Source organism: Dysosmobacter welbionis, assembly GCF_005121165.3.
Taxonomy (GTDB): domain Bacteria; phylum Bacillota; class Clostridia; order Oscillospirales; family Oscillospiraceae; genus Oscillibacter; species Oscillibacter welbionis.
Window position 1 is genome coordinate 1,262,361 of sequence record NZ_CP034413.3, and the last position, 12,863, is coordinate 1,275,223.

Sequence of the window (12,863 nt, forward strand, 5' to 3'; positions counted from 1 at the left end):
CCTTCCGCCCCGTCATCCAAATCTTATCAACACACTTTCAGCGGAAAAGGGGCTTCCCCTTTCCGCTGAACTTTGCTAGAATAGAGCAGCAAATTGCCTCCGGAAACAGCCGGGGGATTTTGGAGGGATTTCACTTGAACATCATGCATCTGGTCAACGCCCTGCCGGGTGTGGCCGCCCAGGGACTGATCTGGGGCATCATGGCCATCGGCGTCTACATCACGTTCCGGATCCTGGACGTGGCCGACCTGACGGTGGACGGCACCATGGCTACCGGCGGCGCCGCCTTCATCATGCTGACCATGGCGGGGGCGCCGGTGCCGCTGGCGATGCTGGGGGCGTTTCTGGCGGGTGTGCTGGCGGGACTGGTCACCGGCCTGTTCCACACCGCCTGCGGCATTCCGGCAATCCTCGCCGGTATCCTCACCCAGCTGGCCCTGTACTCCGTCAACCTGCGGATCATGGGACAGGCCAACCGGCCCGTCAGCTCCCGACAGTATGACCTGCTGGTGGACCAGCAGAGCGTCCGCTCCCTGAGCCTGGACAACCCCATCCTGGTGGTAGCCATTTTTGTGGCGGCGGTCATTGCCCTGCTGTACTGGTTCTTCGGCACGGAGCTGGGTGCCTCCCTGCGGGCTACTGGTTCCAACCCCAATATGTCCCGGGCCCAGGGCATCAACACCAACTTCACCAAGGTGCTGGGCCTGATGCTGTCCAACGGACTGGTGGCCCTGTCCTCCGCCCTGCTGGCCCAGTACCAGGGTTTCGCGGACGTGAACATGGGCCGGGGCGCCATCGTCATCGGCCTTGCCGCCGTCATCATCGGCGAGGTGATCTTCGGCAAAGTGTTCCGCAACTTTGCGCTGAAGATGCTGGCTGTGGCCATCGGCGCCATTTTGTACTACCTGGTGTACCAGGTGGTCATCTGGCTGGGCCTGAACACCGATGACATGAAGCTCATCACCGCCCTGATCGTGGCGGCCTTTCTGGCCATCCCCTACTGGAAGGGGAAATACGCCCACGTCAAGGTGCCCGCCGGGAGCGCCAATGCCGGAGCAAAAACAGGAGGGGATCAGGATGCTTGAGATCAAGGAGATCTGGAAGACGTTCAACGCCGGGACGGTCAATGAAAAGCAGGCCCTCCGGGGCGTCAGCCTGACGCTGAAGGACGGTGACTTCTGCACGGTCATCGGCGGCAATGGCGCCGGCAAGTCCACCATGCTCAATGCGGTGGCCGGCACCTTTTCTGTGGACAGCGGCGCCATCGTCATCGACGGGGTGGACGTGACCCGCCTGCCGGAGCACAAGCGGGCCAAATTCATCGGTCGGGTGTTTCAGGACCCTATGATGGGCACCGCCCCCACCATGCAGATCGAGGAAAATCTGGCGCTGGCGGCCCGCCGGGGCCAGCCCCGCGGCCTGGGCTGGGGCATCACCAAGACGGAGCGGGCGGACTACCGGGAGCTGCTGCGGGACCTGGGGCTGGGTCTGGAGGACCGTCTGACCAGCAAGGTGGGGCTCCTCTCCGGCGGCCAGCGCCAGGCGCTGACGCTTCTGATGGCCTCTTTGAAGCGGCCCAAGCTTTTGCTGCTGGACGAGCACACTGCCGCCCTGGACCCCAAGACCGCCGCCAAGGTTCTGGCTCTCTCCGACCGGATCGTGGAGGAAAACGGCCTCACCACCATGATGGTCACTCACAACATGAAGGACGCCATCGTCCACGGCAACCGGCTCATCATGATGTACGACGGCCGTATTGTCATCGACGTGTCCGGCGAGGAGAAGAAGAAGCTCACCGTTCCCGACCTGCTGGCCCTGTTCAGCAAAGTCAGCGGCTCTGACGAAGCCGACGACAAGCTGCTGCTTTCCTGAGCCGCGGAAAACCCGATTCAAACTGCATGTTACTCCCCGGCAGGGCCATCCTGCCGGGGTAGTTCTTGCCCCGGATTTTATCTCTTTAAAGCAGCAAAAAAGATTTGTGCAAAATCACGGTTGACATTTCCGCCGCCGCTTCGTATAATGCAAAGCAATCAAGCAAAACCGATGAGCAAGAGGAGTACCTGGTCAGGTCACCTTTCAGAGAGCCGTGGATGGTGGGATCACGGCAGAGAACTTTCCAGCGAATGGACTTGCGAGGGCAGCGCAAACGGCAAAATGCTCAGTAGCGTCTGACGGGGCCCGCACCCGTTATCCGGGCGGCGCGTATGAATGTACGTGGAACGAGCGGGCGCTTTGCGTCAACTTGGGTGGTACCGCAGGATGGTTTCAAGTCTTGTCCCAAATATGGGGCAGGGCTTTTTTTGATTCCCCTGATCGGTCCGGGAAAGGAGTATGGAGATATGAAACACAATACCAGACGATGGCGCGGCCTGTGCTGCAATATCAATTCCCTGAACGGACCCCTTTCAAATATTCTGTATCAAAGATTGGAGAATCTATTATGATGAATCTGCTGAAGAAGCTGGCCGCCTGCGGCCTGTCCCTGACCATGATCCTGTCCCTGGCCGCCTGCGGCGGCACCGATGACACCTCCTCCGGCGAAAGCGGCGGTGAGCCCGTCAAGTATCTGATCGGCATCAGCCAGTACGGCCAGCACGGCTCCCTGGACAACTGCCGGGAGGGTTTCCTCCAGGGCCTGGAGCAGGCCGGTCTGGTGGAGGGCACGGACTTTGAGGTGGACTACCAGAACGCCAACTTCGACGACAACCAGGCTACCCAAATCGGCCAGATGTTTTCCGCCGAGGACGCGGACCTGATGGTGGGCATCGCCACCAACTCCGCCATCGCCTGCTTCAATGCCGCGGAGGACAAGGACATCCCCGTGATCTTCACCGCCATCACCGACCCGGTGGGCGCCCACCTGGACGCGGGCAACATCACCGGCACTTCCGATGCCCTGCCGGTGGAGGGCCAGCTCCAGCTGATCCGGGCCCTGCAGCCGGATGCCGACACCATCGGCATCGTCTACACCACCAGCGAGGCCAACTCCGTCTACTCCATCAGCGTCTATGAGGAGCTGGCAACGGACTACGGCTTCACCATTGACGCGGTGGGCGTCACCTCCCAGGCAGAGGTCACCCAGGCGGTGGATACCTTGCTGTCCCATGGGGTGGACTGCCTGTCCAACCTGACGGACAACAATGTGGTGGGCGTGCTGGGCGCCATTCTGGAGAAGACGGACGAGGCGGGTATCCCTGTCTACGGTTCCGAGGTGGAGCAGGTAAAGCTGGGCTGCGTGGGCGGCGCGGGCCTGGACTACATCCAGCTGGGCATCCAGACCGGCCTGATGGCCGCCAAAGTCCTCACCGGCGAGGCCGCCTGTGAAGACCTGCCCTACGAGACCATCGAAAACTATGGCCTGTATATCAACTCCGACGCGGCGGCCGAGCTGGGCATCACCATTCCCGACGACATCGCCCAGGAGGCCCAGGAGTGCGCGGAATAACATCTGTAACATCCATTACCAAGGAGAACTCTTCATGAAGCTTGTCACCTATCGTCTCAGCGGCGCCGAGCATGTGGGCGCCCTCACCGCCGATGGAAAGGGCGTGCTGCCCCTCCCCGCCGCCGATATGAACACCTTGATCGAAACCATGACCCTTGCCGACCTTCGCTCTGCCGCCGCGGCGGCAGAGCGGGGCGGTGCGGTCCCGCTGTCAGATGTGGAGCTGCTGGCTCCCATCCCCCGCCCCCGGCAGGATGTGGTCTGCCTGGGCATGAACTACCGGGACCACGCGGAGGAATCCGCCCGGTACAGCGCCGATGCCTTCACCAAGAACAGTACAGCGGCGGTCTACTTCTCCAAGCGGGTCAGCGAGGCCGGGAAGCCCGACGGCGTCATCCCCCGTCACGCGGGCCTTACGGACCGGCTGGACTATGAGGCGGAGCTGGCGGTGGTGCTGGGCAAAGCCGCCCGGGACGTGAAAGCCGTCGATGCGGCAGACTGCATCTTCGGCTACACCGTCCTCAACGACGTATCCGCCCGGGACCTGCAGACGGGCCATAAGCAGTGGTATTTCGGCAAGAGTCTGGACGGCTTCACGCCCATGGGCCCCGTACTGGTCACCGCCGACGAGATCGCCTATCCCCCGGCGCTGGAGATCACCAGCCGGGTCAACGGCGAGCTGCGGCAGAAGTCCAATACCGCTCTGCTGATTACCTCCATCGGGCAGATCCTGGAGGAGCTGACCGGGGGAATGACGCTGCTGCCGGGCACCATCATCGCCACCGGCACCCCGGCGGGAGTGGGCATGGGCTTCGATCCGCCCAGATTCCTCCAGTCCGGCGACACGGTGGAATGCGCCATCGAGGGCATCGGCACCCTCTGCAGCACCGTGATCTGATCTTTTCACAAGGAGGCTTCTCATCTCATGGATGTGATGGAACTGCTGACCAGCACTCTGATCCAGGGGCTGATCTACGCCCTGATCTCCTACGGCGTGTATATCACCTATTCCATTCTGGACTTTCCGGATCTGGGGGTGGATGGCACGTTTCCCCTGGGGGCCGCTGTCACGGCGGTGCTGATGACCAAGGGCGTCGATCCCTGGCTGACCCTGCCCGCCTCCCTGATAGTGGGCGGTCTGGCGGGACTTTTCACCGGTCTGGTCCACGTGAAGCTGAAGGTGCGGAACCTGCTGGCGGGCATCATCACCATGACCGCCCTGTTCTCTGTGAACCTGCAGATCGCCGGGTCCAACCTGACCATCGACCGGGGTACGGACACCATTTTCACCTCTGCCCCGGTGATGGCCCTGTTTGGGGATCTCTCCCTCTCCGGGCGGAAGCTGATTGTGTCCCTGGCGCTGGTCATCGTCATCAAGCTGCTGCTGGACGCCTATTTCCACACGAAGTCCGGCCTGCTGCTGCGGGCTGTGGGCGACAACGCCACCCTGGTGACCACCTTGGCCAAGGACCGAGGCACAGTAAAGATCCTGGGGCTGGTGATCTCCAACGCCCTGGTGGCCTTCGGCGGCTGCATCGTCTGCCACGAAACCCGCAGCTTCTCCGCCACCATGGGTACCGGCCAGCTGGTGTACGGCCTGGCGGCGGTGATTATCGGTGTGTCCATCATACACTTCTACACCGGCACCCGGCTGGCCCGGGGACTGCGGAAGTCCGGGCCCCTCCGCTTCCTGGGTTCCCCCCAGGGCACCACGGCGGTAGTGCTGGGCAGTGTGCTCTACAAGCTGTGCATCCAGGTAGCCATGAGCCTGGGACTGCCCACCAATATGATGAAGCTGATTACGGCTGCACTGTTCCTGCTGGTGCTGGTGCTGTCCGGCCGGAAGGGGGAGGCGATCATCCATGCTTGAAGTACGGGACATCACGAAGATCTACAACCCCGGCACCCTGACGGAGCAGCGGCTGTTCGAGCACTTCTCCCTGACAGTGGAGGAGGGCCAGTTCGTGGCCATCGTGGGCAGCAATGGCAGCGGCAAGACCTCCCTGCTGAACATCATCTGCGGCTCTATCCCCATCGAGGGCGGTGACGTGTTGGTGGGCAGCCGGAGCATCTCCAAGCTGAAGGACTACCAGCGGTACGCCACCATGGGCCGGGTCTACCAGGACCCCGCCGCCGGCACCTGCCCCAACCTCACCATGCTGGAAAATCTGTCCCTGGCGGATAACAAGGGCGGGTCCTACGGCCTGGGCCGGGGCGTCAATAAAAAGCGTATCGACTTCTATCGCCAGCAGCTGGCCTCCCTGGGCCTGGGACTGGAGGATAAGCTGGATGTGCGGATGGGGGCTCTCTCCGGCGGCCAGCGGCAGGCGGTGGCGCTGCTGATGGCCACCATGACGCCCCTGAAATTCCTGATTCTGGACGAGCACACGGCGGCCCTGGACCCCAAGACCGCTGAGGTCATCATGGCCCTGACGGACAGAGTCATCCGTGAAAAGCATTTGACGGCCATGATGGTCACCCATAACCTCCGCTACGCGGTGGAGTATGGAGACCGGATCCTGATGATGAACCGGGGCCGGGTGGTGCTGGACCGGGCCGGAGCGGAAAAGCGGGCCACCTCTATGGACGATATCCTGACCATGTTCAATCAGATCTCTCTGGAGACCGGGAATTGAGGGAAAAGAAAGCGGGCATCCTTTGGATGCCCGCCTTTTTACTCCTTTTCCAGCTCATAGCCCATGGCCGTCAGCTCCCGTCGGATCTGCTCCACATGGGCGGCGTCCCGGGTCTCCAGCACCATGGAGACCATGCAGGCTCCCACGTCGGAATGCTGATCCTCCCGGGCATGGTTGATGCTGAGGATGTTGGCGCCGCTGTCCGCCACCACCTTCAAAAGCTGCAGCAGGCTGCCGGGCTTATCCGCCACCTTCGTGCTGATCTCTGCGATCCGCCCGGCCTTGGACAGGCCCTTGGTGATGATCCGGGACAGCGTGGTCACGTCCACATTGCCGCCGGAGACCACGCACACGGTTTTCTTCTCCGACGTGTCCACCTTGCCAAACATCACCGCCGCCACCGGCACGGCGCCGGCGCCCTCCGCCACGGTCTTCTGCCCCTCCATCAGCGCCAGGATGGCGGAGGCGATCTCGTCCTCGCTGACAGTGACCACCTCATCCACATACTGCTGGCACAGGGCAAAGGTCAGATCACCTGGCTTCTTCACCGCGATGCCGTCCGCAATGGTGGACACGCTCCGCAGCTCCGTGGGGCCCCCGGCGTGGCGGGACAGGTACATGGACGCCGCGCCCGCCGCCTGGACGCCCACGATCCGGCAGTCCGGCTTCAGCTGCTTCACCGCAAAGGCGATGCCGCCGATGAGGCCGCCGCCCCCGATGGGCACCACGATCTGCTCCACGTCCGGCAGCTGCTCCAGGATCTCCAGGCCGATGGTGCCCTGGCCGGCGATCACCAGCGGGTCGTTGAAAGGGTGGGCGAAGGTGTAGCCCTGCTCCTTCGTCAGCCGCTCCGCCTCCGCCGCCGCGTCGTCATAGACGCCGGGCACCAGCACCACCTCTGCGCCGTAGCCACGGGTGGCCTCCACCTTGCTGATGGGCGCCCCGGCGGGCATGCAGATCACCGCCTTGATCCCCAGCCGGGATGCGGACAGGGCAATGCCCTGGGCGTGGTTCCCCGCAGAGCAGGCGATGACGCCCCGGGCCGCCTCCTCCGGCGTCAGGCTGCGGATCTTGTTGTAGGCGCCCCGGAGCTTGAAGGCCCCGGTCAGCTGCAGGTTTTCCGCCTTGATGTACACGTTCTCCCCAAATTTCGGGGCCCTGTCCAGCGGTGTCCGCCGGGCGATGCCCCGCAGGGCCTCCTGGGCCTCCCGGACCATATCCAAAGTCAGCATGGACTCCCCTCCCACGTCTTTCTTATGCTTCATTATATCGGCGTGCCCGGCAGAATACAATGCACAACTCCTCCAATGTTTTTCATTCAATGACATCGTTTTTACAGTTTGTCTTTATACAAAGGATATCCATATTCTCTCCGCGGGCAGCAAGGCGTTCCTCCGCCTGCTGCGGCACGGAAAGTTTTCAATTCATCTCTATACAAATCTTCCGAAAATTGCTATAATGAATCAAATTTTGTCGAAGGAGGAGTGTCCGTGAAACCGCACCGGAAAGCGGCCCCCGCGGAGGCCGCGGCCGCTGGCCGCCAGGAGATGCCCCGCTGTGCCCCCAAGGCGGACAGCGGCCTCTCCTCCGCCCAGGCTCAGGCCCTGGCGGAGGCCGGCTGGGACAACCGCCCGGTGGAGTCTCCCACCAAAAGCGATAAGCAGATCATCCGGGAGAATATCTTCACCTACTTCAACCTGATTTTCGTGGTTCTGGCGGTGTGCCTGCTGCTGGTAGGGGACTGGAAGGACATGACCTTCCTCCTCATCGTGGCAGCCAATGCCGTCATCGGCATCGTCCAGCAGCTGCGCTCCAAACGCACCATTGAGAAGCTGTCCCTCCTCTCCGCCGCGAAGGTGCGGATCATTCGGGACGGAAAGGTCCGGGAGCTGCCGGTGGACCAGCTGGTGCGGGAGGACGTAGTAGAGCTCACCGCCGGCTGCCAGATCCCTGCGGACGGACCGGTCCTCACCGGGCAGGTGCAGGTGAACGAGGCCCTCATCACCGGCGAGGCGGACGCCGTCACCAAGGAGCCTGGGGACCAGCTGCTGTCCGGCAGCTTCGTCATCTCCGGCAAGTGCCGGGCCCGGATGGACCAGGTGGGAGCAGACTCCTACGCCTCCAAGCTGACGCTGGCGGCCAAGAAAGATGACGGCCCCGGCAAAAGCGAGATGATGCGCTCCCTGGACAGCCTGATCCGCTTCATCGGCATCGTGTTGATTCCCATCGGCGCAGCGTTGTTCTACAACCAGTTCATCAATCAGGATCTGGGCCTGCAGCAGTCCGTGGTCAGCACGGTGGCGGCCCTGATCGGCATGATCCCGGAGGGGCTGTTCCTGCTGACTTCCGTGGCCCTGGCGGTCAGCGTGGTGCGGCTGGCCCAGAATCGGACGCTGATCCACGAGATGAACGCCATCGAGACCCTGGCCCGGGTGGACGTGCTGTGCGTGGACAAGACCGGCACCGTCACCAGTCCTCAAATGCAGGTGCGGGAGGTGGTGCCCCTGGACCCGGAGTCCTGTTCCGACACGGACATCACCGACATTCTGGGTGCCTTTTACCGGGTGCTGGATCCGGATAACGACACGGCGAAGGCCATCGCGGACAAGTTTCCCCGGGGGCCCGGCTGGCCGGACCGGGGAGCCGTGCCCTTCACCTCCGCCACCAAGTGGAGCGCCGTGAATTTCCTGGACCGGGGGGCTTATGTGGTGGGCGCACCGGAGTATATCCTGGGGCAGGACTTCGCCGCCCTGGAAAAGCGTACTGCCCCCTACGCCGCCCAGGGCTGCCGGGTACTGCTGCTGGCCCAGTGCGACGGGGCGGAGATCGGGCGCCTCCACGGCGTGGTGATCCCCCTGGCCCTGCTGGTGCTGGAGAATCCCATCCGCCCCAACGCTCCCAAAGTCTTCGATTACTTCCACACCCAGGGCGTGGATGTGAAGGTCATCTCCGGCGACAACCCGGTGACCGTCTCCGCTGTGGCGGCCCAGGCAGGCATCCGGAACGCAGAGCAGTGGGTGGACGCCCGGGAGCTCCAGACGGATCAAGACATCGCCGCGGCCGTGCGGGAGTACACTGTGTTTGGCCGAGTGGTCCCCAACCAGAAGCGGAAGATCGTCCGGGCCCTCCAGAGCCAGGGCCACACGGTGGCCATGACCGGCGACGGTGTGAATGACGTGCTGGCATTGAAGGACGCCGACTGCGGCGTGGCCATGGCCTCCGGCGCGGATGCCGCCTGCCAGGTGGCCCAGCTGGTGCTGCTGGACAGTGACTTTGCCGCCATGCCCAAGGTGGTGGCGGAGGGCCGCCGGGTCATCAACAATATCCAGCGGGCCTCGGCATTGTACCTGGTGAAGAACATTCTGTCCTTCTTTCTGGCCCTCATCACCCTGTTCGCCGCCTTCCCCTATCCCTTTGTTCCCATCCAGCTGACGCTGATCTCCGCCCTGACCATCGGCGTGCCCTCCTTCTTCCTGGCGCTGGAGCCCAACCACGACCTGGTGAAGGGCAAGTTCCTCCACAATGTGCTGCGGCGGGCTTTTCCCGGCGGTCTCACAGCCATCTTCGTCATCCTCTTTGCGGAGCTGTTCGTCTACACCTTCGACCTGACGCTGGCAGAGCTCTCCACCATCTGCGTGATCCTGATGGCGGTAAACGGTCTCATGGTGATCTACTACGCTGCCCGACCCCTGGATGCCAAGCGGCTGGTGCTGCTGGTGGCCATGAGTGCGGCCATGTTCGTGGCGGTGGTGTTCTATGGGGCGTTCTTCTCTCTCTCCTCCCTGTCCTTTGCAGCCTGGCTGGTGCTGATCGTGCTGGTGCTGCTGGTGGTGCCCATCCAGATGGGCCTGGAGTGGTGCTTTGACCGCTGCACCACGGCCCTGGACCGCCGCCGGGAGCGGCTGGCAAAGCGCCGCCGCGCTCCCCGCAGACCCCGGCCGGCGCACCGCTCCCGGCGCCGTCGGTGATCTTTCCCACGCCAAATAGAGCGGACCGTGGAAAACCACGGTCCGCTTTCTTCATTGGGTCAGCAGGCGGAGCATCTCCTCCGCCGGGTCCACCAGCGGCAGCCTTGTCCGGGCCGCCAGGGCCTCCTTAAAATAGGGGAAGTGCGTGCAGCCCAGCACCAGCGCCTCCATCCCGCCGTCGGCAAACCACGCTGCCAGCGCCGCCAGACGGTAGCGTTCCACCAGCTCCTCCGGCGGCATCCCCGCCTCCACGGCCAGCACCACCGGCAGCGCACAGGCCCCCAGCAGATCCAGGGCGGGATTGGCCTCCAGCAATACCTTCTCGATGCCGGAGAGTCCCTGGGCGTTGGCGGCGATGACTCCCAGCGCCCGGTAGCGGAGCGCCAGCCGCCGGTACACGTCCAGCGGCGTCACGATCCGCATCCCCGTCTCCTCCGCAAGCCCCGGGAAATCCACTGCCGCAGACAGGGAGTTGCAGTAGACGAAAGCCCGCCGACAGCCCTGGGCCATGGCGCCCCTCAGCACCGCCAGGGCCTGGCGGCGCTTGTCCGCTGCCGGGGCGTGCTGAAAGGCAGTCTGCTCCCTGGGTCCCCGGGAGAGGGGAAACGGCACGCCCGGCAGCCCCCGTTCCTCCAGATATGCCACGCCCATCCGGGTGTCCACCGGTGTGCCGGCCAATACAGCAATGGGTCCGTTCATGGCGATCCTCCTCTCCTCATCCCAGCTTCCGCGGAAAGTTGCCGAATACCCGGACGCCCTCCTGCACAGTCAAAAACGCGTGGGGGTCCACAGAGTGCACCATGTGGAGCAGCTCCTCGATCTCATATTTGGAGAGGCACACGCACAACACACGGACATCGTCCTTGGTGTAGGCGCCCACGCCGTCCCAGTAGGTCACGCTCCGCCCCAGCTGTTTGATAATGAAGTCCGCCAGGACGCTCTCGTCCTCCCGCGTGAAAATCAGAGCCTGAACGGTAACATTCTGCTGGTGCATCCTGTCCAGGATCATGGAGTTTGCGAAGTTGTAAATCACGGAGTAAATGGCGACCTCCGGGTCAAACAGGATCAGGATGGCCGTATAAAGCAGGGCATTGAAGCCCAGCGCAAATTTACCCACCGTAAAAGCACTGTCCCGCTTGCTCATGATGAGTCCCAGCACGTCCAGTCCGCCGCCGCTGCCGCCGCAGGTGAGGACGATTCCGCTGCCGATCCCGGTGAGGATGCCGCCCAGCAGGCAGGCCGTCAGATAATCGTCCACAATGGGCTGCGTGGGAATGGGAATGATGCTGTAAAAAACAGAGTAGGATACCGTACAGATGATGGTCCGCACCGCCAGTCCCCTGCCCAGGTTCCGATACCCGATCATGAGCAGCGGGATGTTCAGCAGAAAATAGAGGACGCCTGCGATGTCGTAGGCCCCGAAGCTCACGCCCAGGAAGTCCTGCAGCAGCGTTCGCACCAGTTGGCAGAAGCCCAGCAGGCCGCCGGTGTACAGGCTCAGGGGGACAATGAAGAGATTCAGCGCCGCGGCCGCGATCAGCTCGCCCAGCACGGCGAGCACCAGCCGCAGGATTCGGTTGTGCAGGGTAGTGTACAGCATGGGTAAAACCTCCCTTGGGAGTGCAGCTCCCTTCTGCGGATATCCATGGTCCCTCTTTGATACCGATTATACGGTGTATCCCGCAAAACCTCAAGAGGGAAAATTACAGGGCGTACCGCAGGCAGCGGTACAGCCGCTGTTTAGCCCGCTTCACCGTGCGGGAGACGGTGGAGCGGTTCACCCCCAGCTTTTGAGCAATCTGGGACATTTTCAGTCCCCGGTCGTAATAGAGGAACACCATCTCCCGCTGCCGGGGCGTCAGCTCCTGCTCCCGGGCCCGGCGCAGGCCGCGCCGCAGCCGCTCCAGCTGCTCACTGTTATCCTCCGCATGGTCCCGCAGCCAGACGGTCATGTCCCCGATCCACTCGCTGCTGCGGGCGTCAAAGCGTGTATCTCTCATGTCTGTGATAGCTCCTGTCGTAATAATGGGCCGTCAGCGCCGCCAGCTCCCGGGTCTCCTGCAGCAGCGGCGTCAGCTCTGTGATCCGCCGCCGCAGAAGGCGGCGGTCCTCCTCGTCCTTCAGCTCCCGCGCCGCCTGCCGCAGCTCGCCGATCCGCCGCCGCAGGGCGGCCGCGCTCTCCGCGTAGAGGGCGGACATCTCCAGCAGCGTCATGGCGCCGCCTCCCTTCCCCGCACCTGGCGGAAGGGAGCCAGCTCCGCCCGGGCGAACACCGGGAGGCAGGCCCCACATACGCTGCTGCCGTTGCAGTACCAGTAGTCCTCTCCCTCTGTGATCTCCAGCCCGCAGAGCGAGCAGCGCAGCGTCCGCCGTCGGCGGGTATGTTCCTTTGTTTCCAAATGCGATGCTCCTTTCCTGTATACAGATCCCGGCAAGTCTCATGTGCCCCGCCGGCAAAATGAAAAAAACGGGTGGAAAAGCAAAAATTTTCTGTTGACAAACAGGCGCTTATCTGGTAAGATAAATTCTGCTGTTGGAACTGCTGGTGTAGCTCAGCTGGTAGAGCAGCTGATTTGTAATCAGCAGGTCGGGGGTTCGAATCCGTCCACCAGCTCCAGTTTTAATATGGGGGAATTCCAGAGCGGTCAAATGGGGCAGACTGTAAATCTGTTGCCTTCGGCTTCGGTGGTTCGAATCCACCTTCCCCCACCAAAAAGGTGCCTGCAATCGCGGGCGCTTTTTTCATTTTGATAAACAAGATACTTGTAAATTTTTATTTATTTTACAAGTATCTTGTTTACAGCTATACAGTAG

The 12,863-nt window shown here is 62.8% G+C and carries 13 protein-coding genes, 2 tRNA genes and 1 other annotated feature; of the genes, 9 read left to right on the top strand and 6 right to left on the bottom strand.

The genetic code is table 11. The features are described 5' to 3' along the window. The first annotated feature begins 143 nt into the window (after positions 1 to 143). The 6 genes from EIO64_RS06740 to EIO64_RS06765 all read left to right on the top strand — a co-directional run bounded on the left by EIO64_RS06740 (position 144) and on the right by EIO64_RS06765 (position 6,081). On the top strand, positions 144 to 1,085 hold the full coding sequence (locus EIO64_RS06740; protein WP_021748188.1) for an ABC transporter permease: 942 nt from the start codon (positions 144 to 146) through the stop codon (positions 1,083 to 1,085). Then, positions 1,078 to 1,872: an ABC transporter ATP-binding protein gene (locus EIO64_RS06745; RefSeq protein WP_119311617.1), complete on the top strand. Its 795-nt coding sequence runs from the start codon at positions 1,078 to 1,080 to the stop codon at positions 1,870 to 1,872. The genes EIO64_RS06740 and EIO64_RS06745 overlap by 8 nt, the downstream gene beginning before the upstream one ends. 162 nt (positions 1,873 to 2,034) lie before the next feature. Then, positions 2,035 to 2,283 (top strand) — a binding site (T-box leader). A gap of 157 nt (positions 2,284 to 2,440) precedes the next feature. After that, a complete protein-coding gene (locus tag EIO64_RS06750) occupies positions 2,441 to 3,445 on the top strand; it encodes an ABC transporter substrate-binding protein (protein WP_021748191.1) in 1,005 nt (334 codons plus the stop codon). A gap of 34 nt (positions 3,446 to 3,479) precedes the next feature. After that, a complete protein-coding gene (locus EIO64_RS06755; protein WP_136891026.1) occupies positions 3,480 to 4,343 on the top strand; it encodes a fumarylacetoacetate hydrolase family protein in 864 nt (287 codons plus the stop codon). A gap of 27 nt (positions 4,344 to 4,370) precedes the next feature. Further along, positions 4,371 to 5,315 (top strand): ABC transporter permease, encoded by a 945-nt coding sequence (locus EIO64_RS06760; protein ID WP_021748193.1) that lies wholly within the window; start codon positions 4,371 to 4,373, stop codon positions 5,313 to 5,315. Further along, complete coding sequence (locus EIO64_RS06765) at positions 5,308 to 6,081, top strand: ABC transporter ATP-binding protein (protein ID WP_136891027.1); 774 nt, start codon at positions 5,308 to 5,310, stop codon at positions 6,079 to 6,081. Before EIO64_RS06760 ends, EIO64_RS06765 begins: the two co-directional genes overlap by 8 nt. A gap of 38 nt (positions 6,082 to 6,119) precedes the next feature. Here the strand turns inward: EIO64_RS06765 and ilvA are convergent, their stop codons facing one another. Continuing rightward, on the bottom strand, positions 6,120 to 7,313 hold the full coding sequence (gene ilvA, locus EIO64_RS06770; RefSeq protein ID WP_036629692.1) for a threonine ammonia-lyase: 1,194 nt from the start codon (positions 7,311 to 7,313) through the stop codon (positions 6,120 to 6,122). Between the two features lie 258 nt (positions 7,314 to 7,571). Here ilvA and EIO64_RS06775 point away from each other — a divergent pair, with 258 nt between their 5' ends. Further along, complete coding sequence (locus EIO64_RS06775) at positions 7,572 to 10,049, top strand: cation-translocating P-type ATPase (protein WP_249390830.1); 2,478 nt, start codon at positions 7,572 to 7,574, stop codon at positions 10,047 to 10,049. 51 nt (positions 10,050 to 10,100) lie between these two features. Here EIO64_RS06775 and EIO64_RS06780 read toward each other — a convergent pair whose 3' ends face one another. The 5 genes from EIO64_RS06780 to EIO64_RS06800 form a co-directional block, all read right to left on the bottom strand. Continuing rightward, positions 10,101 to 10,748, bottom strand: coding sequence for an aspartate/glutamate racemase family protein (locus EIO64_RS06780; protein ID WP_136891028.1), 648 nt, complete (start codon positions 10,746 to 10,748; stop codon positions 10,101 to 10,103). Between the two features lie 16 nt (positions 10,749 to 10,764). Next, positions 10,765 to 11,649: a YitT family protein gene (locus EIO64_RS06785; RefSeq protein ID WP_021751543.1), complete on the bottom strand. Its 885-nt coding sequence runs from the start codon at positions 11,647 to 11,649 to the stop codon at positions 10,765 to 10,767. A 103-nt stretch (positions 11,650 to 11,752) separates the two neighbouring features. Continuing rightward, entirely contained in the window at positions 11,753 to 12,049 is a 297-nt protein-coding gene (locus EIO64_RS06790) for a sigma-70 family RNA polymerase sigma factor (RefSeq protein ID WP_021751542.1), read from the bottom strand. Further along, positions 12,030 to 12,263, bottom strand: coding sequence for a hypothetical protein (locus EIO64_RS06795; protein WP_036631428.1), 234 nt, complete (start codon positions 12,261 to 12,263; stop codon positions 12,030 to 12,032). Before EIO64_RS06795 ends, EIO64_RS06790 begins: the two co-directional genes overlap by 20 nt. Beyond that, positions 12,260 to 12,448: a hypothetical protein gene (locus EIO64_RS06800; protein WP_025544094.1), complete on the bottom strand. Its 189-nt coding sequence runs from the start codon at positions 12,446 to 12,448 to the stop codon at positions 12,260 to 12,262. Before EIO64_RS06800 ends, EIO64_RS06795 begins: the two co-directional genes overlap by 4 nt. 142 nt (positions 12,449 to 12,590) lie before the next feature. Here EIO64_RS06800 and EIO64_RS06805 point away from each other — a divergent pair. Both EIO64_RS06805 and EIO64_RS06810 read left to right on the top strand, forming a co-directional pair. After that, a tRNA-Thr gene (locus EIO64_RS06805) sits at positions 12,591 to 12,666 on the top strand. Positions 12,667 to 12,676: 10 nt separating this feature from the next. After that, positions 12,677 to 12,761: transfer RNA gene (locus EIO64_RS06810), tRNA-Tyr, on the top strand. The last annotated feature ends 102 nt before the right edge of the window (positions 12,762 to 12,863 follow it).